This window comes from Oleiagrimonas sp. C23AA (assembly GCF_011759385.1).
Lineage (GTDB): Bacteria > Pseudomonadota > Gammaproteobacteria > Xanthomonadales > Rhodanobacteraceae > Oleiagrimonas.
In genome coordinates this window covers 51664-73240 of sequence record NZ_JAARLY010000012.1, presented here as the reverse complement: position 1 = coordinate 73240, position 21577 = coordinate 51664, and the positions used below count along the sequence as shown (strand labels likewise).

The window sequence follows — 21577 nt, the reverse complement described above, 5'->3', positions numbered from 1 at the left end:
CTAGCGTAAACCGCACATGACTGCCAAGGCCCTGATGGCATTGCTCGTGCTTTTCTGGCGGCAGCAAAAAGCCCCGCGTCGTGCGACCGACGCGGGGCTTTGTTCAGGCATGGTGCGATAAACGGCTTGCTTAAAGCGGCTTGAGTACCTGCGACAGGTAATCGGGCTTGCCCTTGATGCGTTCCAGGTGCGGATACTTCAGGCCACCGTGGTAGTCGATCTGCACCGTCTTGTACTGATCGAAGCTTTTCACCAGCAGCGTGATCGACGCCTTGTCGTCCTTGGCCGCCTTCACCGCGTCGGTCAGGCGTTCCGGGCTGTAGTCGGCGCCGTTGACCGCGACGATGGTCATCGACGGGGCCAGACCCGCCTTGAACGCCGGGCTGTTCCACAGCACATCGCCCATATGGCCTTTGCCGTTGGGGCTGATGCCCAGCGAGTAGGTCAGGTCGGCATAGTGGCGACGCGCCTCGATGGCCTTGACCGCCGGCGACGGGGTGTCGTTGTAGACCAGCTTCCAGCCTTCGTCGGCAAACGCCTTGGAAAGATTCACATGGCCTTTCAGACGGTTATTCAGGAAACTGGCCCAGTCATACTTGACCACACCGTTGAGCGTGTTGACCACGTCATCGAAGGTATAGGTGTTGATGTCCCAGGCGCCGTTGTGCATGCCGAAGAAAGCGCGCGCGAAATCGTTGAGATTGCGCTTGTTGTGGGTCAGGTCGCGAATCTTGGCGTCAGCCGCCAGCCAGATCAGCTGGCCACCGGAGTAGTAATCCTCGCTCATCTGGTAATTGCGGTACGGCAACGGCGCACGCTGGGCGATGGTCGGATCGTTGGTGGTATCCCAGATGGTGCGCCAGGACAGGCCCGGGCGGCCCTTGTCGTAACGCGCACCGACGAAGGCCGCCATTTCCAGCGCCTGCTTCTTGTCCCACAGGCCGGCGCGGGTGGCCATCACGTAGCCGCTGTACTGGGTGAAGCCCTCGTACACCCACAGGCCGTGATCGCGCTTGATCTCGTTGAAGTTGGCCGTCCACAGACCGGCCGGACGACGGTACTTGCCGTCCCAGGAGTGATTGAACTCGTGCGCCAGCAGGTCGCGGCCCAGCCAGCTCTTCTTCCAGTCGGTGAAATAGCCCGGCGAGGAGCCGTTCTCGCTGGAACGATGATGCTCCAGGCCAATGCCGCTCATCTTGTCGCTGAGCGCGAGCAGGAAGTCGTAATGGTTGTAGTGGTGCGCGCCGTACATCTTGTACATCTGCTGCACCAGCTTGCGATGCGCCTTGATCTGCTCGGGCGTGACTTTGAGATCCTTGGCCTGATCGGCAAACACGTTCAGGTGCACCGGCGTCTTCGCACCCGGATCCAGGTCGATGCGCTTGTAGTACTTGCCGGCGAACATCGGTGAATCGACCAGGTTTTCAAAGTCGATCGGCTTGAACTGCACCGTGTTGCCATGGTGGCCGGCCACTTCCAGCGCGGTGGCGAACTTGAAGCCTTCCGGTAGCGTCACGCTGGGCTGGATCTGGATATCACGGCCGTAATAACCGGCCGGATACAGGGCCACATCGTTCCACTGCAGGTTGAGCATTTCCGGCGTCATCACCACGCGGCCCTGGCTGCGGCTTTGCGGCGACAGGAACTGGAAGTGCAGGTCCAGCGTGCTGACGCCCTCGGGCACATTGACGTGGAAGGCATACACGTTGCCCGGATCACGCTCCCACTCCAGGCGCTTGCCGGCGGCGTGGATGGTCAGCCCGGCCAGCTTGTCGATCGGACCGGTCGGCGAGTGATGGCCGGGAATCCATTCCGGGAACAGCAGCGTGACCGCACCGCTTTTCACCGGCACCGTCTCGTGCACGTCGAAGATGCGGTGGGCCAGATCGGTGGCATCCACCGACAGCTTCAGCGTGCCCGGATAGGCTACATCCTGCGGCGCCGGCACGGTGTACTCGGGCTTGATCGGATGCGGGCCGTCACTGGCCATGGCGGTAGTGGCGGCAAGGCCGAAGGACGCCGCGAGCATGGCTGCGGCCAGCGTGGTGGTCTTGTACATGGTGTCTCCCGTGAAATCGCGCCACTCAGGCGCGCCCGCCAGCCACGGCGGTAGATGCGATCTGATCGAAACTACGCAAGCACGCGCCCGACGCCACGTGCCGATCGGCATGCAAACAGGACGGGGACACCGCTTCCCTCGCCGGGCGGGGTGCACAGGCAAAGAAAAAGCCCCGCGACACACCAGCGTCGCGGAGCTTTTTTATCCAACGATGTCGGCCGGACGGCCGAGCCGGTGGTTTACTTCTGCATCGGTGCCAGCACCTGCGACAGGTAGTCCGGCTTGCCCTTGATGCGCTCGAGATGCGGGTACTTCAGGCCACCGTGGTAATCAATGGCGATGGTCTTGTACTCGTTGAAGTCCTTCACCAGCAGCTTGATCGGTGCCTTGCTGTCCTTGGCGTCGGCCACGGCGTTCTTGAGCACGTCCGGGTCGTAATCCTTGCCATTGACGGCAACGATGGTCATGGCCGGGGCCAGACCGGCCTTGAACGCCGGACCATTCCACAGCACATCGCTCATCTGGCCCTTCTGGTTGACACGGATGCCAATGGAGTAGGACAGATCAACGAAGTGGTAGTGCTTCTGCATGCCCTTGATGGCATCGCCAGGCTTATCGGTATAGACCAGCTTCCAGCCTTCGTCGTTGAAGGCCTTGGACAGGTTGCCGTGACCCTTCAGGCGGCTGTTGAGGAAGTCGGCCCAGTTGTACTTGGCCACGCTGTTGAGCGTATTGACCACGTCATCGAAGGTGTAGGTGTTGATGTCCCACGCCCCCGGATGCACACCGAAGAAGGCCCGCGCAAAGTTGTTGAGGTTGCGCTTGTCGTGGGTGAGGCTGCGGATCTTGGCATCGACCGCCAGCCAGATCAGCTGACCACCGGAATAGTAGTCCTCACTCATCTGGTAGTTGCGGTAGGACAACGGCGCACGCTGGGCGATGGTCGGATCGTTGGTGGTATCCCAGATGGTGCGCCAGGACAGGCCTGGGCGGCCGCGGTCGTAGGTGCCGCCAACCATGGCCAGCATCTGCAATGCCTGCTTCTTGTCCCAAAGGCCGGCGCGGGTGGCCATCACGTAGCCGCTGTACTGGGTGAAACCCTCGTATACCCACAGGCCATGATCGCGCTTGGGCACATTGAAGTTGGGCGTCCACAGCGTGGCCGGGCGACGGTACTTGCCGTCCCAGGAGTGATTGAACTCGTGCGCCAGCAGATCGCGGCCGTACCAGTTCTGCTCCCACTTGGTGAAGTAGCCCGGGCTGGCGCCATCCTCGCTGGAGCGGTGATGCTCCAGGCCGATGCCACCGAGCTTGTCGCTCAGCGAGAGCATGAAGTCGTAATGATTGAAGTGGAAGGTGCCGTACATCCGCTTCATCTGGGTGACCAGATTGCGGTGGGCCTGGATCTGCTTGTTGTCGGCCTTGAGATCCTTGGCCTGGTCGGCGAACACGTCCAGGTGGATCGGCGTCTTGCCGCCGGGGTTCAGGTCAAAGCGCTTGGAGTACTTGCCGGCGACCATCGGCGAATCGACCAGGTTCTCGAAATCGATGGTCTTGAAGGTGACGTCGTTGCCGGCACCCTTGTGGGCCACTTCCAGCGCGGTGGCGAACTTGAAGCCTTCCGGCAGCTTGACGCTGGCCTGCACCGGAATATCGCGACCGAAATAACCGGCCGGATACAGCGACACGGTGTTCCACTGCAGGCTGAGCATCTCGGGGGTCATCATGATGCGACCCTCGCGATGGTTCTGCGCCGACAGGAACTGGAAGTGCACGTCCAGCGTCTTCACGCCCTCGGGCACGGTGACGTGGAAGGCGTACACGTGTGCCGGGTCGCGCTCCCAAGCCAGCGTCTTGCCATTGGCGGTGATGGTCAGGCCGGCGAACTTGTCGATCGGGCCGCTGGGCTCGTGATCACCCGGAATCCACTTCGGATACAGCAGCGTCACCTGGCCGGCACTGACCGGAATCTGTTCGCGCACGTCGAAGATGCGCTGGGCCAGGTTGGTGGCGTCCACATGCAGCTTCATGGTGCCGTACGGGTAGGCCACATCGCGCGGGGCCGGCACATCGTGCTTGAACGGCACCGGCTGCGGACCGGAGCTGGCCAGGGCCGGCAGTGCGGCCAGGCCGAAGGTGGTCGCCAGCACGGCGGCGGCGAGTCGGGTGGTCTTGAGCATGAAAAACTCCCTTGGAGTGTGGGGGACACCCGGCCATCGCGCCGCCGGGCACCTCGGGATTACTTGGCCGGCTTCAGGATCGCGTCGAGGCGATCAGGCTGACCCTTGACGCGTACCAGGTGCGGATAGCGCAGGCCCTGGTGGTAGTCGATCTGCACCGTGCTGTACTGATTCTGGTTCTTGGCCAGCAGGGTGATCGGCGCCTTGTCGTCCTTGGCCGCGGCCACCGCGTCCTTCAGCACCGACGGCGAGAAGTCCTTGCCATCGACAGCGACGATGCTCATGCCCGGCACCAGGCCGGCCTTGAAGGCCGGACCGTTCCACTGAACGTCGGCGATGTCGCCGGAGCTTCGCACCGACAGGCCGATCGAATAGGCCAGGTTGATGCCATGGCGCAGGCTGGCGGTGGCCTTGTCGTACGCGCTCGGCGTGCTGTTGAAGACCAGCTTCCAGCCACCACGGGCCAGACCGGTTTCCGGCAGCTGCTTGCCGACGTAATCCAGGCGCTGGCGCAGGAAGTGGTTCCAGTCGTACGGCTGCACCTTGTTCAAGGTGTTGATGACATCGTCGTAGCTGTAGGTCTTGGTGACGTAGCTGCCGTTTTCCATGCCGTAGAAGGCCTTGGCAAAATCATCCAGTGAGCGCTTGCCATGGCTGAGCTCGCGTATCTTGGTATCGACATCCATCCACAGCAGCTGGCCTTCCGGATAGAAGTCGGTGCCGCGACGCCAGTTGCCCCAGCCACCGCCACCGTAATAGGTCAGCTGCGCAGCGTCGGCGGTATCCTGCAGCGAACGCCAGTCGCGGCCGGTGCGGTAGGTCATGGCCGCGGCGATGGAAGCCATCGCGTCGCGGTATTGCGCCGGCGTCCACATGCCCGAGCGGGTGGTCAGCACGCCGGCCCAGTAGTCGGTCAGACCCTCGTACACCCACAGCAGGTCGTCGCGCTTGACCATGTTGAAGTTGGGCGTCCACAGATCATTCGGGCGACGGAACTTGCCGTTCCACGAATGCACGTATTCGTGCGGCATCAGGCTGGCCACGCGCATGGCCATGGTCTTGTCGGTCAGGCTGTCGGCCGGCAGGCGGTCATCGCTGGACTGGTGATGCTCCAGGCCGAAGTGGCCGGTGTGATCGGACAACGTCAGCAGGAAGTTGTAGTGCTGGTAGTGGTGGGCACCGAACAGCGCATAGGCCTGCTTGATCAGCTCACGATGCGTCTTGAGCTCGGCATCGCTGACCTTCACGTCATCGGCGCTGTCACCGACGATATCCAGGTGCACCGGCACCTTGGCGCCCGGCGCCAGGTTGACGCTGTTGAAGTGCTCGCCGGCGATCAGCGGCGAATCGACAAAGTTGTTGAAGCTGACCGGCTTGAAGGTAATGGCGTTGCCGTCACGGCTGGCCACCTGCATGGCGGTGGCGAACTTCCAGCCCGCCGGCAGCTGCACGGTCGGCTGGATCTGCACGTCGCGCGAGTAATAACCGGCCGGATAGAACGCGACCTGGTTGAACTCCATGTCCAGCAGGTTGGTGGTGGCCGAGGCGCTGGAGCCGAACTCACCGCCACCGGAAGACAGGAACTGGAACTGCACGTGCAGCTCCTTGGCCCCCTTGGGCACCTGAAGGTGCAGCGTGAACATGTCATCCAGATCACGGCGCCACTTCACGCGCTGGCCATTGGCGGTAATGATCAGGCCGGCGATATTGCTGATCGGGCCGGACGGCGCATGCTCGCCCGGAATCCACTTCGGATACCAAAGATCCATGGCGCCATCGTGGGCCACCGGGATGGTCTCGTGGACGCTGAAAATGCGCTTGGGCGCACGCGTCAGATCCACATCCACCTTCAGGGTGCCGCCCGGATAGGGCTGGTCGAGCGGCGCCGAATCGGCGGCCACGGCGGAACTGGCCACAAGGGCAGCGCCCAGTGCGACGCACAGGCGGGTAAAACGAAGAGTGGAAGGCTTCACGGCGTGATGTTCCCGAACGGCACGACCGGCGCGGCGGTCGATTGAATGAGCAAACGGCGCGGTCGGGCAGGCACGCTTGAGAAGCACGCCACGGCCGGTTCCCCGCCACTGGACCTTGCGACTCTAGGCCATGGAACCGAACCGCTCCGCGTGCCAGATGTCATATGGCCGAATACACCGCGCACAAAAAAACGGCCGGTGCGAGGGCACCGGCCGTTCAAGTCAGCTCGCTCGCAGGCCAGGGCGGCCCGCCGGCGGCTTAGTTCTTCTTCGAAAGATCGACGTTGTCGCCACGCTGGGTACCGGCCAGCGAGCTATGCTTGATGCCGTAGAAGAAGTAGATCGCCAGGCCGATCACCATCCACACCACGAAACGCCAGATGGTCACCGAATCCAGGCCACCGATCATGTGGAATTGGCCATTGGTTACCCACGGCCAGCCGATGATCAGGAACAGCGAGAACACGATGCCCAGCGGCGCCAGCAACCACAGTGCCGGCGTGCGGAAGCGGCGTTCCAGGTGCGGCTGGGTCACGCGCAGAATCAGCACCGAGGCGCAGATGACGATGAACGCCGACAGCGTGCCGATGTTGATCAGCTCGGCCAGCTCGCGGATCGGGAAGAAGCCGGCCGACAGCGCGGTGAAGATACCCAGCACCATGGTCGGGCGATACGGCGTGCCGTACTTGGGATGCACACGGGCAAACCAGCGCGGCAGCAGGCCGTCACGCGACAGCGCGTACCAGATACGCGCCGCGCCCAGCATGAAGGCGAACACCACGCTGGCGATGCCACAGACGGCGGCCACATCGATGATGCCACTGACCCAGTGCAGGCCACGCGCCTCGAACACGGCGCTCACCGGCGCATCGCTGGCCAGGATCATGTGCGAGCACTGGCCGGCGGCCTGACTCGGATCAACGCAACCGTTGTAAGGCACCATGCCGGTCAGCACCAGCGAGATGGCCAGGTACATCGCCAGCGAAATACCCAATGACAGCACCACCGCCAGAGGCAGGTCGCGCTGCGGGTTCTTCGATTCTTCCGCGGCCGTGGTCAGGGTGTCGTAGCCGAACACCGCAAAGAACACGATACTGGCCGCTGCCAGCACGCCATCCACGCCATAGCGCGTGCCACCGGTGGCGGTCGAGTCGTGGATCAGATGCGGGATGAACGGGCTCCAGTTGCTGGTATGCACGTAGAACGCGCCCACGGCGATGACGATGGCCACGCCGATCACCTTCATGGTCACCACGATGGCGTTGAAGCGCGCGCCGATCTCGGTGCGCATGATCTGGATCCAGGCCATGCCCAGCGACACCGCCACGGCAATGATGTTGACCACGCGGCCGCTGTCGGGATGAGCCGGATCGTAGGCGCCGCGCATCCATACCGGCAGATGCAACCCGGTCACCTGGGTGATCAGCGATTGCAGGTAGTTGGACGTACCAGCCGCGACGACCGCCACGATCAAGGCGTATTCAACTAATAAATCCCAGCCGATGATCCACGCAGGCAACTCGCCCAGCACGGCATAGCCGTAGGTGTAGGCGCTGCCGGTGACCGGAATCATACCGGCGAACTCGGCATAGGACAGGGCCGCGCAGGCGCTGCCGATGCCCGCGACCAGGAAGCTCAGAATGATGGCCGGGCCGGCGTTCAGCGCAGCCTCGTTCGGTGCCAGCACAAACACGCCGACACCAACAATGGCGCCGATACCGATCGCCGTCAGCTGCCACACCCCCATGGTGCGGTTGAAGTCGGTGCTTTTGCCCGCTTCCGACTGCAATTGCTCGACGGATTTGTGCCGGGTCACTTTCGCAAACAGCCCCATAGGCTCCTCTCCGTAATACGTACAAGTGATTCACTATAGCGATAAAACCAACCAGTTGCTAAACGGCAAGCTGAAGTGACGCTGAGCGAGACGCTTCAACGTGTTGAATTTTCGAGGCTTGATTCAAGTGGTTGACAGTTCTTGATTATTTTTCATTGCCATGGCGAAGATAATGTGAAAATGGCCTGTGACAGCCCATTTCGCCCTAATCGTAAAATCGCTGTTGACAATGACGGCAGCACCACACGCATGCGACGATCGCAAGCCCTGACCGCCGGCCGACGCACCACCATGCCTACGTCCCGCGCCCCTCGCACGTTGCCTCGCCGACCGCCCTGGGTGATCGCCCACCGGGGTGCCAGCGCGCTGCGCCCCGAACACACCCTGGCCGCTTACGAAAGAGCCATCGATGACGGCGCCGACTTCATCGAGCCGGACCTGGTAATGAGCGCCGATGGCGTGCTGATCGCACGGCACGAGAACGAGATTGGCTCGACCACCGACGTCGCCCGGCATCCGCGATTCGCCTCGCGTCGGCGTGCCGGCAGCGTCGACGGCATGCACATGCTGGGCTGGTTCTGCGAGGACTTCACCCTGGCCGAGCTGCGCACGCTGCATGCGCGAGAACGCCTGCCCGAGGTACGCTCGACTCACTTCGACGGACGATTTTCCATCCCCACGCTGGCGGAAATCATCGACCTTCTGGCGCGCAAGGCCGCCGAGACCGGCCGGCCACTGGGCCTGATTCCCGAGATCAAGCACCCGACCCACTTCCAGCACCTGGGGCTGGGCATGGAGGCGCCCCTGCTCAAGATGCTGCACGCGCACCCGTACACCTGTCGCGCACCGGTGGAAATCCAGTCATTCGAGGTGGGCAATCTGCGCCGCCTGCGCGCCATGCTTGATGCCGATCACATCGAGAACATCACCTTGCTGCAACTGCTGGGTGAGCCGGATGAGTGCCCGTTCGACCATGCCCAGGATGCGCAGCCGCTGCGCTACGGCACGTTGATGCAACCCGGCGGCCTGGCCGAAGTGGCTCGCTATGCCGACGCCATCGGCCCGGGCCTGGACAGCTTGCGCGCACCGGACGATGCCGGACGGCGCGGCGAGGCCAGCCCGCTGATCGCCGACGCCCACGCCGTCGGCCTGGAAGTGCATGCCTGGACGTTTCGCCCGGAAAACCGTTTCCTGCCGCCGGAACACCGCGGCCCCGGTGACATCAACGCGCGCTGCGATGCCGGCGCCATCGCCGAGATCACACGCTTTCTGGATGACGGCCTGGACGGCTTTTTCACCGACGATCCGGCGCTGGGACGACAGGCGGTCGATACCTGGCTGCAACGCGACAGGCCCTGACATGCCAACGCGCCACCGCGTTGCTACCATCGGCTTCGACGTCACCGTCCGAGCCTTGCCATGCGCCTGCGCCCCCTGATGTCCCTGCTGCTCGCCCTGCCCCTGGCCAGCCAGGCCACACCCCCGGATGGCACCAAGGCCACACTGACGGTGCTGGAGACCACCGACCTGCACACGAACGTGCTGGGCTATGACTATTACCGACTGGCTCGCGACCGGCGGGTGGGCTTTTCGCGCACCGCCACACTGATTGCGCAGGCACGCCGTACCTGGCCCAACACGCTGCTGCTGGACAACGGCGATACCATCCAGGGTACGGTGCTGGCCGACTATCAGGCCCAGATCAAGCCGATCGGCTGCGACCAGAAGCTGGCCATCTACCAGGCCATGAATGCCATCGGCTACGACGCCGGCACCATAGGCAATCACGAGTTCAACTACGGCCTGGCATTCCTGTCACAGGTCACCGGCACGCCATTCAGGGTCAAGGATGTGCCCGAGCACCACGGTAAGGGTCCGGACTATCCACTGGTGCTGTCCAACGTCTTCAGTAACCAGACCGGCCAGCCACTGTATGCACCCTATAAGGTGCTCGAGCGTACCGTTGTCGCCTATACCGCCGAGGGGCAGGCTCTGAGGGTGCCGCTGCGCATCGGCCTGCTCGGTTTTGCGCCACCGCCGATCATGCAATGGGACAAGCGCCACCTTGACGGGCGCGTGCACGTACTGGGCGCCGTGGAGGCAGCCAAAAAGTACCTGCCTCAGTTGAAGGCGGCCCATGCCGACCTGGTGCTGGCCATGCTGCACGGTGGCCTGGACACCGCGCCATACACCACGTCGATGGAGAACCCCGGCTGGTATCTGGCCGGCGTCAAGGGCATCGACGCCATGCTGCTGGGCCATCAGCACACGCAATTTCCAGGGCCGAGATTTGTCGGCATGGACCAGGTCGATGCCCATCGGGGCACGGTACGCGGCGTGCCGGCGGTGATGGGCGGCTACTTCGGCCGGGACCTGGGCATACTGCATCTGGCACTGGTCTATCGCGAGGACCAGTGGCGTGTCGACCGCGACCGATCGCACGCCCAGGTGCGCCCGATCTGCGCCGGCAAGCACGACTGCGTGCCGGCCGACCCGGCCATCGAGGCGCTGGTGCAACAGGCTCACGAGGGCGCCATCGCATATGTGAAAACCCCCATCGGGCGCAGTGATTTCCGCATGAGCAGCTACTTTGCCGACCTCGGCGATGTCAGCGCGCTGGCGGCAATCAACGCCGCCCAGCACGACTATGTGCGGCACTGGGTGGCGCAGAACCGGCCCGATCTGAAGGGACTACCGGTGCTTTCGGCGGCGGCGGCCTTCCGTACCGGCTTTGGCGGTGCCAGCGATTACACCGATGTACCCGCCGGCGAGCTATCCATCCGCAACGCGGCCGACCTTTACCTTTATCCCAACACACTGGCCGCCGTGCGCATCGACGGCACGCTGCTGAAAGCCTGGCTGGAACGCAGTGCCGAGCGCTTCAACCGCATCGACCCATCCGTCACCACTGAGCAGGCGCTGATCGGCAGCCACCTGCCCGGTTACAACTTCGATCAGATCCAGGGCGAGGGCCTGCACTATCGCATCGACCCCAGCCAGCGGCCCGGCCAGCGTGTTGTCGAGCTGAGCTGGCATGGCCGGCCGGTCGATCCTGCGCAGCCACTCCTGGTCGCTACCAACAGTTATCGTGCCAGTGGCGGTGGACACTTCCCCGGTCTGGACGGCAGCCATACGGTGCTCAATGCGCCTGACAGCAACCGCGAGGTGCTGATCGACTGGCTGCGCCAGCACCCACGGTTGCACCGCCAGGACCTGCCGACACGCAGCTGGCAGTTCGTGCCGCTGGCCCTGCGCGGCCCGGTGACCTTCCGCAGCGCCGCAGGCAAGCTGGCACTGGCGCATGAGGACGGCCTGGACGGAGTTTATCTTCTCAACACACACGATGATGGAAGCGCCACCTATGGCGTCGACCTATCCCGCCCCTAAGAACCCATGGTCATGTCGCCAGTTTGGCCGTTTGGACGTCCCGCGCTTGACAGCAGGCAGATGCAAGGCCTAGCTTCGACGGCATGAACCCGATGCCTACCCGCGCCATCCATCTGCTGCTGTCGTCCCCGACGACCGCCAGTGCGCGCGTGCCGGCGACCACGATCATTACCACCACGACCACCACCATTACCGGCGGGGGTCGGGAGCTCGTGCGCAGATAAGGTTCAACGCCACGGCCCCCACCCTCGCCAAGGGAAGGGGCCGGCCAACACCATCCTCTCCCCGAAGCGCAGCGGCAGGGGCCTCACTTTGACCAGGAGGCACCCGTGAAACGCTCGTCGCTATTGTTCGACCCCTCGCTGGACGCGCTTGGCGTCGGCTCGGCCCATTTGCCGGCGCCGCAGCCGTCCCCGGTTCGCACGCTGGCCGTCGGCCTGATCGGTCCCGGCCAGGTCGGCCGGGCGCTGCTCGAGCAATTGCGCGACGCCGCACCGCGTCTGGCCACGCGCGGACTGGCCTTGCCGCTGTGCGCCGTGGCCAACAGCCGCCGCATGCACCTGAACGGTGTCGAGTCGGCCACTGATCTGGAGGCACTCAGCCAGCACATGCGCGCGCAGGACCATCACGCGGTGCTGGTCGATTGCACTGCCAGCACCCAGGTGGCGGCGCGCTATCCGCAGTGGTTAGGTGTGGGAATACACGTGGTGACACCGAACAAGCACACCGGCAGCGGCGACCTGCGCCGTTGGCATGCGGCCACTCATGCCGCGCGCCAGTCGGGCGCGCAATGGCGCTACGAGGCCACCGTCGGCGCCGGCCTGCCAGTGGTGCAGACCTTGCGCGAGATGATCGACACCGGCGACACCCCGACCTGCATCGAAGGCCTGTTTTCCGGCACGCTGGCCTGGCTGTTCAATCGCTTTGACGGCAGCCAGCCGTTCTCGACGCTGGTGCACGAGGCGCGCGCCGCCGGCTACACCGAACCCGATCCGCGCGAGGATCTGGGCGGCATGGACGTGGCGCGCAAGCTGGTGATCCTGGCCCGGGAAGCCGGCTGGGACTTGAGCCTGGACCAGGTACAGGTGGACGGACTGGTCCCCGCCGCGCTGGCCGCACTGCCATTGGAGCAGGCACTGGCACACTTGCATGAGATCGACGCCCCGCTCCAGCAACGCCTGGAACGGGCCCGCGCTGCCGGCCACGTGTTGCGCTATGTCGGGCGACTGGATGCCTCGGGTGGCGCACGCGTGGCGCTGGAGGCGCTACCGGCCGATCACGCTTTCGCACACGGACGCCTGACCGATAACATCATCGCTTTGCACAGTCAGCGTTACTGCGCCAATCCACTGGTGATCCAGGGGCCGGGCGCCGGACCCGAGGTCACCGCCGCGGGCGTATTCGCCGATTTGCTGCGGGTGGCCGCCAGCCTGGGGGCCGCCGCATGAACATCATGAATCGATCTGCCACGAGCCCCGCCATGCGCCCTGCTTCACCCGACACTCTGGATCACCGCGTCGCCGAGGCCAGCGCCCCGGCCAGCGTCGGCAACGTGGGCATTGGCTTCGACATCCTGGGGCACACCTTCGAAGGCGCGCAGGACATCGCCCGCGTGCGGCTGATTCGCGAACCCACGGTGCGCATCGCCGCCATCGATGGCTGCGTGCAAAGCCTGCCCATGCAAGCCGAGCGCAACACCGCCGGCATGGCCTTGCTGGCATTGCGCCGCGCGCTGGGGTTGGCGCACGGCTTCGAACTTAGCCTGCACAAGGGCATCGCGCTGGGTTCGGGCATGGGTGGCTCGGCCGCCTCGTGCGTGGCCGCACTGGTCGCCGCCAATGCCCTGCTGGACGCGCCACTGGATGTGCATGCGCTGTACCCGTTTGCGCTGGATGGCGAAGCGGTGGCCAGCGGCGGGCGCCACGGCGACAACGTCGGCCCGATGCTGTTGGGCGGGCTGGCTCTGACCACGGCCGACCGGCTGCTGTCGATTCCGGTGCCGGCACACTGGCACTGCGCCGTGGTGCATCCGCACTTGGCCGTGGAAACACGCGCCGCGCGCGCCGCGCTGGCCGGTGACTATCCGCTGTCGGCCTTTGTCGCCCAGAGCGCCAATCTGTCGCTGGTGCTGGCCGGCTGTTTTCGTGGCGATGCCTCGCTGGTGCGTGCCGGCCTGGCCGACGTGCTGGTGGAGCCGCGCCGTCAGGTCCTGATCCCCGGCTTTGCCAGGGTCAAGCAGGCGGCACTGGACCACGGTGCGCTCGGCGCCAGTATCTCCGGCGGTGGGCCCAGCGTGTTCGGCTGGTTTGAAAGCCGCGACGGCGCAGCCTCGGCGGTCGCCGACATGACCCAGGCCTTCGCCGACGCCGGTCTCGATGCCGACAGCTTTGTCTCGCCCGTGGCCGGCCCTGCCGCCCGTGCCCGTGTTTTGGATACCGCCGCATGAGCGCAGCTTCTTATGTCAGCACCCGCGGCCAGGCGCCGGCGGCGAGCTTGAGCCAAGCCATCGCCGCCGGGCTGGCACCCGATGGCGGCCTCTACGTGCCCGCGGCGCTGCCGTCACTGCACAGGGAGGAATTCGCTCAAGGAACTTTGGCCGACACGGCGGCGACCCTGCTCCAACCCTTCTTCGAGGGCGATGCGCTGGCGCCGGATCTTCACGCCATCTGCGCCGAGGCGCTGGATTTCCCGGTCCCGCTGCGGCCGCTGGGCGACAGCGGTACGCAGCTGATGGAGCTGTTCCACGGCCCCACCGCCGCCTTCAAGGACGTGGGTGCGCGCTTTCTGGCCGCGTGCCTGAAACGCCTGCGCGCCGATGCCGACACGCCGCTGACGATTCTTGTGGCCACCTCCGGCGACACCGGCGCAGCAGTGGCGGCCGCCTTCCACCAGGTGCCGCGTCTGCGTGTGGCGGTGCTGTATCCGGACGGTCGCGTGTCACCGCGCCAGGCGCATCAGCTGGGTTGCTTTGGCGACAACGTCCGTGCGCTACGGGTGGCTGGCAGCTTTGACGACTGCCAACACATGGTGAAAGCCGCACTGGGCGACACCCAGCTGCAGGCACACGTGCCGATGAGCTCGGCCAACTCCATCAGCCTGGGCCGACTGCTGCCGCAGATGAGCTATTACGCGCATCACGCGTTGGCCTGGCAACGCGCACACGGCCACCCCTTGAGTTTCGTCGTGCCCACCGGCAACCTGGGCAACGCGTTGGCCGCGCTGCTGGTGCGCGCCATGGGGCTGCCGATCGATCGCGTGCACCTGGCCTGCAACGCCAATGACGTCATCGTTGAATTTCTGGCTGGCGCCGACTACGCGCCACGCACCAGCGTCGCCACATTGGCCAACGCCATGGACGTGGGCGCGCCCAGCAACATGGAGCGCCTGCGCTGGCTGATGCCCGATGACGCCGCGCTACGCGCCACGCTCTCGGCCAGCCGCATTGATGACGCACGCATCCGCCAAACCATCAGCCTTGTTGCCCAGCGTTACGGTCGACAAGTGTGTCCGCACACCGCTTGCGCCATTGCCGCCTGGCAGGACCTGAGCGCCGCGGGCGACACACGCGACTGGGCGCTGGCAGCCACGGCGCATCCGGCCAAGTTCGAGCGCATCGTTGGCCAATTCAGCGGGCAACCGGTGCCGGTGCCTGCCAGCCTGGACGCGCTGCTGGCGCGCCCCGCGCACGCCGAGCCGATGCGCGCCGAAACGGCGGTGCTGGCGCGCTGGCTTCGCGATTGGCACTGAGTGAGGCGCCGAAAAACGGTGCCCATATGGCATAACAAAGCGGTGCCCGTGGCCGGCGTCGCTTCGATTCATGCACCGCAAGGGTGCAAGCGCCTGTCGTATTTCGCGTGAGACTGAGACAGGCCACGATACCTGAAAGCCTTTCCAATACAGGCCATATGCCCTAGACCGCCACTTCCTATCCAGCGCGGAAATTCGCTTGGAAGACACATATGCACAGCGGATATATGGACGTCCATACGTCCACGTCAAAGAAGCGTTGACACTCCGTAAAGGCAGGCGTAGGGTCGAAAGCATGTTGCAGCACAGCAGCCACCGCCAGACCTTCCAGCGCCGATCCAAGTCGGTCGCTTCGCTGCTGTCGCTTCGCGGTGCCAAGCTTGGCGCCCTCGTGCTCGTACTCGTCCTTGTACTCCTCATTACCAGCGGAGGTGCGGGTTAGCGGTACGCGTCCAAAGGCAACACCAAGGACCACACCAAAACCCCGCACCCGGCAACGGAGGCGGGGTTTTTTTGTGGCCCCGCACCGACACCCAAGCGGAGCCAGTCATGCCGACATCCCCATCCAGCCCAGCCAGCACGCCGGTCGCCGATGCGACCGACGACCATGTACGCATTTTCGACACCACGCTTCGTGATGGCGAACAGGCGCCGGGCTTTTCCATGAATCGCGCGCAGAAACTTCGCCTGGCGCACGTGCTCGGCGAGCTGGGTGTGGATGTGATGGAAGCGGGTTTCCCGCAGGCCTCGCCGGATGATTTTTCCGCTGTGCAGGCGATTGCCCGCGAGGTACGCAACAGCACCATCTGCGGCCTGGCACGCTGCCAGATCGGCGATATCGAAACCACCGCGCGGGCCATCGAGCCGGCCGCTTCCGGTCGCATCCACGTGTTCATTTCGACCAGCCCGCTGCACCGCGAACACAAGTTGCGCATGGACAAGAGCCAGGTGCTGGAAGCCACCGCCCGCTGTGTGGAACGTGCCCGCCAACTGTGCGACGACGTCGAGTTTTCCGCCGAGGATGCGCTGCGCACCGAGCCGGAATTCCTGGCCGAAGTATTCGGCGTGGCACTGGACGCTGGCGCCACCACACTGAACGCGCCAGACACCGTCGGCTACGTGACACCCGACGAAATCCGCCAGATGTTCACCTATCTGCGCGAGCATGTTCGCGGCGCCGAACGCGCCATTTTTTCTGCGCACTGCCACGACGACCTGGGCCTGGCGGTAGCCAACAGCCTGGCCGCCATCGGCGCCGGCGCACGGCAGATCGAGTGCACCATCAACGGCATCGGCGAGCGCGCCGGCAACGCCTCGCTGGAGGAAGTGGTGATGGCGCTGAAGGTGCGCCCGGCGCTGTACGGCACCGACACCCGCATCGATACGCGCAAGCTGTATCCGGCCTCGCGCCTGCTGAGCCAGCTGACCGGCCAGAGCGTGCCGCGCAACAAGGCCATTGTCGGCGCCAACGCCTTCGCGCACGAATCGGGCATTCATCAGCACGGCATGCTGCGCCATCGCGGAACCTACGAAATCATGCAGCCGGCCGATGTCGGCCTCACCCAGACCAAGCTGGTGCTGGGCAAGCATTCAGGCCGCGCCGCGCTGCGCCAGCGCCTGGCCGAGCTGGGCCAGACCCCGGACGAGGCGGCGATGGATGGCATCTTCGCACGCTTCAAGGCGCTGGCCGACAAGAAGCGCGAGATCTTCGACGCCGACCTGGAAGCACTGGCGCTGGGCCGCGACCCGGACGCCGCCGGCCCCTGGCACATTACCCATCTGCACGCCGCCTCGCACCTGGGCGGCAGCGCTTCGGCCTCGGTCAAGCTGACCCACGAAGATGGCCACGAGGTCAGCGAGGCGGCCATCGGCGATGGCCCGGTCGACGCGGTGCTACGCGCCGTCGAGCGAGCCACCGGCGAAGCACTGGCATTGACTGACTTCAACATCCGCGCGGTCAGCGAAGGCGGCGACGCCCAGGGCCAGGCCACGGTGGACGTGGAACATGCCGGCCGCCGCTGGCGCGGTCAGGGCTTTTCCACCGACATCGTCGAGGCCGCCGCGCTGGCCGCCCTGCAGGTCGCCAACCGCATCGCACGCCACCAGGGCGACGCCCCGACCTCCACACCCGCCCCATCCAACCCGGCCAAACCCGCCGCGGCTCACGCCTGACGGCACGCGAGGACCCCATGAGCGATTCCACCATGATCTGGCACAACGGCACCCTGAAGCCCTGGCACGAAGCCACCGTGCACGTCAGCACGCACGCCCTGCATTACGGCTCGTCGGTGTTCGAGGGCGAGCGCGTCTACGCCACGCCGGACGGCCCGCAGTTCTTCCGCCTGGCCGATCACACCCGCCGCCTGTTTGCCTCGGCGCGCGTCTACGGCATCGACGTCGGCTACGACGAGGCCGAAATCGACACCGCCTGTCGCGAAGTGGTCCTCGCCAGCGGCCTGCCCTCGGCCTATGTGCGGCCGCTGGTGTTCCGCGGCGCCGGTGGACTGGGTGTGCTGCCCAAGGATGAGAGCGCGGTGGAGGTGGCGATCCTGGCGCTGCCCTGGGGCAGCTATCACGGCGATGCCCGCGAGCAGGGCGCCGATGTCTGTGTCAGCAGCTGGAACCGCGCCGCGCCCAACACCTTTCCCAGCTGGGCCAAGGCCGGCGGCAACTATCTCAACAGCCAGCTGATCGCGATGGAAGCGCGACGCGGCGGTTATGCCGAGGGCATCGCGCTGGGCTGCGACGGCATGCTTTCCGAAGGCGCCGGCGAGAACATCTTCCTGGTGCTCAACGGCACCCTGGTCACACCGCCGACCAGCGCCGGCGTGCTGGTCGGCATCACCCGCGACAGCGTGATCACTCTGGCCCGCAGCCTGGGGCTGCGCGTGGAGGAGCGCGAACTGCCGCGCGAGGCGCTGTACTACGCCGAGGAAGTATTCATGTGTGGCACCGCCGCCGAGATCACGCCGGTGCGCTCGGTCGACCGCATGACCGTCGGCAAGGGTGGTGTCGGGCCGATCACGCGCGCGCTGCAGGAAGCCTTCTTCGGCCTGTTCGACGGCCGCACCCACGATGCCTGGGGCTGGCTGTCGCCGGTCGGTGACACCGGCGCCGCCTCAGCCGCTGAAGCTCGCGCGTCGCTGGTCGAGGCCACCGCATGAACCCCGCCATTTCTTCCACTGTTGCCGGAGCCCGCGCATGACCGCTCCCCGTACCCTGTTCGAGAAAGTCTGGGATGCCCACCAGGTAGCCCCCGAAACGGCCGAGACGCCGGCCATCCTCTACATCGACCTGCACCTGGTGCACGAGGTGACCTCGCCGCAGGCCTTCGATGAGCTGCGCAGCCGCAGCCTGCCCGTGCGCCGCCCTGATCGCGTGCTGGCCACGCTGGATCACTCCACGCCGACGCTGCCGGCCGATGCCTCGGGCAAGCGCCCCTACGCCACCGCGCAGGCCGAGGCACAGGTGAACAAGCTGGAGGCCAACTGCGCCGAGTTCGGCATCCACCTGCACGGCTGGGACAGCGACCAGCGCGGCATCGTGCACGTGATCGGCCCCGAAATGGGCGCCACGCAGCCAGGCATGACTATCGTCTGCGGCGACAGCCACACCGCCACCCATGGCGCCTTCGGTGCGCTGGCATTCGGCATCGGCACCACCGAAGTCGGCCACGTGCTGGCCACGCAATGCCTGCTGCAACGCAAGCCGAAAACCTTCGCCATTCACGTCGACGGCGCGCTGCAACCGGGCGTGTCGGCCAAGGATCTGGTGCTGCACATCATCAGCCAGATCGGCATTGGCGGCGGTACCGGTCACGTGCTGGAATTCCGCGGCCCGGCCATCGAAGCGCTGTCGATGGAAGCGCGCATGACGGTGTGCAACATGGCCATCGAGGCCGGCGCACGCGCCGGCATGATCGCGCCGGACGAAACCACCTTCGCCTGGCTGAAAGGTCGCCCCAGCGCACCACAGGGCGAGGCCTGGGAACGTGCCGTGGCGCACTGGAAAGCCCTGGCCAGCGATGAGGGCGCAAGCTACGATCGCGAAGTGCGCATCGACGCCAGCGCGATCACGCCGACCGTCACCTTCGGCACCCATCCGGGCATGGCCTCGGCCATGCATACGCCGATTCCGGCGGCAGCCAACGGCCAGGAGCAACGCGCGCTCAACTACATGGGCGTCAGCGCCGGACAGACCATGGCCGGCACACCGGTCGATGTGGTGTTCATTGGCAGCTGCACCAATTCGCGCCTGTCCGACCTTCGCGATGCCGCCGCCATCCTGCGCGGACGAAAAGTCGCCGAAGGCGTGCGCATGCTGGTGGTGCCCGGCTCTGAAGCGGTACGCCGCGACGCCGAGGCCGAGCACCTGCACGAAGTGTTCCTGGCCGCCGGCGCCGAATGGCGCGTGCCCGGCTGTTCGATGTGCATCGCCATGAACGGCGACCTGGCCCAACCCGGGCAGCTGGTGGTGTCCACCTCCAACCGCAACTTCGAAGGCCGCCAGGGCAAGGGCGCGCGCACCGTGCTGGCCAGTCCCGCCACCGCCGCGGCCTCGGCCATCACCGGCCAGGTCACCGACCCGCGCGAGTACGCCCGCACCGAGGAGGCCGCCGCATGAAGCCGATCACCACCATCCGCTCGCATACGGCCGTGCTGCCGTACGAGAACATCGACACCGACCGCATCATCCCGGCACGTTTTTTGACCACCACCGAACGCGCCGGCCTGGGCAAACACTGCTTCGAGGACTGGCGCTATCAGGCCGACGGCAGCGACAACCCGGAGTTCGAGCTCAACCGTCCCGAGGCTCGCGGCTGCCGCATTCTGGTGGCCGGCCGCAATTTCGCCTGCGGCTCCTCGCGCGAGCACGCGCCGTGGGCCTTGCTCGACTACGGCATCGACGCCGTGCTGTGCAGCGAGATTGCCGACATCTTCCGCAACAACGCGCTGAAGAATGGCCTGCTGGCCGTGGTGGTAAGCGAGGCTGAGCACCGCTACCTGCTCGACCATCCGGGCATCGAGCTGAACATCGACATTGCCGCCGGCAGCATCGAGCTGCCGGACGGTGGACGCTTCTCGTTCGAGCTGGACGGCTTTGCCCGGCACTGCCTGCTCAACGGCGTCGACCAGATGGGCTACCTGCTGCAACACGCCGAGGCCATCGACAGCTACGAGCAACGCACGGCGCAGGCGGCGTGAAGGCGGCCGGTGCCAGCCACAAGCGGCCGCCACGCTCTCTCACTCCTCACTTCTCTGCACTCACTTCTCCGCTCTTAAACTCCAGGAATCAGCATGCAAGCCAATCTGGTCATTCTTCCCGGTGATGGCGTCGGCCCCGAGGTCGCTGCCGCTGCCGTGGAGATTCTCGACGCCGTGGCCGAGCGCTTTGGTCACCGGTTCGACTACACCGAGCAACTGATCGGCGGCGCCGCCATTGATGCCACCGGACAGCCGCTGCCCGAGGCCACGCGCCAGGCCTGCGAAGCGGCCGACGCGGTGCTGCTGGGCGCCGTTGGCGGGCCGAAGTGGTCCGATCCCAACGCGCCGGTGCGCCCGGAGCAGGGCCTGCTGGGCCTGCGCGCGGCGCTGGGCGTCTACGCCAACCTGCGCCCCTTGCGCGTGCATCCGAAGCTGGCGGCCTTTTCACCGCTGAAGAACGAGCGCCTGAAGGACGTCGATTTCGTGGTGGTGCGCGAGCTGACCGGCGGCGCCTATTTCGGCGCCAAGACGCGCACCGATGACGCTGCCACCGACGAGTGCAAGTACACCGTGGCCGAAATCGAGCGCGTGCTGCACAAGGCCTTTGCCATGGCCCGCGAGCGCGGTAAGCACCTGACCTCGGTGGACAAGGCCAACGTGCTGGAAACCTCGCGCCTGTGGCGCCGCGCCGCCACGCGTGTGGCCGCCGAGTACCCGGACGTGACGCTGGAACACCAGCTGGTCGATTCCATGGCCATGCTGATGCTGACGCAGCCGTCGCGTTACGACGTCATCGTCACCGAGAACCTGTTCGGCGACATCCTCACCGACGAGGCGGCGGCGCTGGCCGGCTCGCTGGGGCTGCTGCCCTCGGCCTCGCTGGGCCAGGGCACGCGCGGCCTGTACGAGCCCATCCACGGCTCGGCCCCGGACATCGCCGGCCAGGGCGTGGCCAACCCGCTGGGCACCATCGCCAGCGCCGCGCTGCTGCTGCGTCATTCGCTGGGACTGGAAGACGAAGCGGCCGCCATCGAAACGGCCATCGACCAGGTGCTCGAACACGGCCCCTACCCGCGTGACCTCAGCGGCCAGGCCGGTACCGCCGAAATCACCGCCGCGGTGAAGGCCGCGCTCGGCGCCCAGGGCGCCGCCCGTCACGTGGCCTGAAAGCGGCCCACCACAAGGACTTTTGA

14 protein-coding genes are annotated in these 21577 nt (G+C 65.7%); 10 read left to right on the top strand and 4 right to left on the bottom strand.

What is annotated here, in order from left to right; all coding sequences use genetic code 11:
* Window positions 1-130: 130 nt before the first annotated feature.
* The 4 genes from HBF24_RS16425 to HBF24_RS16410 all read right to left on the bottom strand — a co-directional run bounded on the left by HBF24_RS16425 (window position 131) and on the right by HBF24_RS16410 (window position 8046).
* A complete protein-coding gene (locus HBF24_RS16425) occupies window positions 131-2059 on the bottom strand; it encodes a M61 family peptidase (protein WP_240922646.1) in 1929 nt (642 codons plus the stop codon).
* A gap of 239 nt (window positions 2060-2298) precedes the next feature.
* Window positions 2299-4239, bottom strand: coding sequence for a M61 family metallopeptidase (locus HBF24_RS16420; protein ID WP_167175457.1), 1941 nt, complete (start codon window positions 4237-4239; stop codon window positions 2299-2301).
* Window positions 4240-4298: 59 nt separating this feature from the next.
* Window positions 4299-6212, bottom strand: a complete 1914-nt coding sequence (locus HBF24_RS16415; protein ID WP_167175455.1) for a M61 family metallopeptidase — start codon at window positions 6210-6212, stop codon at window positions 4299-4301.
* A gap of 259 nt (window positions 6213-6471) precedes the next feature.
* On the bottom strand, window positions 6472-8046 hold the full coding sequence (locus tag HBF24_RS16410) for an amino acid permease (protein WP_167175454.1): 1575 nt from the start codon (window positions 8044-8046) through the stop codon (window positions 6472-6474).
* A 249-nt stretch (window positions 8047-8295) separates the two neighbouring features.
* On the opposite strand from HBF24_RS16410, the gene HBF24_RS16405 reads away from it, so the two are divergent.
* The 10 genes from HBF24_RS16405 (at window position 8296) to leuB (ending at window position 21551) form a co-directional block, all read left to right on the top strand.
* The gene (locus tag HBF24_RS16405) at window positions 8296-9405 is read left to right on the top strand and encodes a glycerophosphodiester phosphodiesterase family protein (protein WP_240922645.1); all 1110 of its coding nucleotides are present in this window, start codon (window positions 8296-8298) and stop codon (window positions 9403-9405) included.
* Between the two features lie 60 nt (window positions 9406-9465).
* On the top strand, window positions 9466-11433 hold the full coding sequence (locus tag HBF24_RS16400; RefSeq protein WP_167175451.1) for a bifunctional 2',3'-cyclic-nucleotide 2'-phosphodiesterase/3'-nucleotidase: 1968 nt from the start codon (window positions 9466-9468) through the stop codon (window positions 11431-11433).
* 329 nt (window positions 11434-11762) lie between these two features.
* Window positions 11763-12881, top strand: coding sequence for a homoserine dehydrogenase (locus tag HBF24_RS16395; protein WP_343162787.1), 1119 nt, complete (start codon window positions 11763-11765; stop codon window positions 12879-12881).
* Between the two features lie 32 nt (window positions 12882-12913).
* Window positions 12914-13879, top strand: coding sequence for a homoserine kinase (locus HBF24_RS16390; protein WP_240922644.1), 966 nt, complete (start codon window positions 12914-12916; stop codon window positions 13877-13879).
* On the top strand, window positions 13876-15180 hold the full coding sequence (gene thrC / locus HBF24_RS16385) for a threonine synthase (RefSeq protein ID WP_167175446.1): 1305 nt from the start codon (window positions 13876-13878) through the stop codon (window positions 15178-15180). The genes HBF24_RS16390 and thrC overlap by 4 nt, the downstream gene beginning before the upstream one ends.
* 549 nt (window positions 15181-15729) lie before the next feature.
* Entirely contained in the window at window positions 15730-17352 is a 1623-nt protein-coding gene (locus HBF24_RS16380) for a 2-isopropylmalate synthase (protein WP_167175444.1), read from the top strand.
* A 17-nt stretch (window positions 17353-17369) separates the two neighbouring features.
* On the top strand, window positions 17370-18344 hold the full coding sequence (locus tag HBF24_RS16375) for a branched-chain amino acid transaminase (RefSeq protein ID WP_167175441.1): 975 nt from the start codon (window positions 17370-17372) through the stop codon (window positions 18342-18344).
* A gap of 37 nt (window positions 18345-18381) precedes the next feature.
* The gene (leuC, locus tag HBF24_RS16370; protein WP_167175438.1) at window positions 18382-19803 is read left to right on the top strand and encodes a 3-isopropylmalate dehydratase large subunit; all 1422 of its coding nucleotides are present in this window, start codon (window positions 18382-18384) and stop codon (window positions 19801-19803) included.
* Window positions 19800-20384 carry a 3-isopropylmalate dehydratase small subunit gene (gene leuD, locus HBF24_RS16365; RefSeq protein ID WP_167175435.1) on the top strand — a complete coding sequence of 195 codons (585 nt, stop codon included), beginning with the start codon at window positions 19800-19802 and terminating at the stop codon, window positions 20382-20384. The genes leuC and leuD overlap by 4 nt, the downstream gene beginning before the upstream one ends.
* A 93-nt stretch (window positions 20385-20477) precedes the next feature.
* Window positions 20478-21551: a 3-isopropylmalate dehydrogenase gene (leuB, locus tag HBF24_RS16360; RefSeq protein WP_167175432.1), complete on the top strand. Its 1074-nt coding sequence runs from the start codon at window positions 20478-20480 to the stop codon at window positions 21549-21551.
* Window positions 21552-21577: the final 26 nt, after the last annotated feature.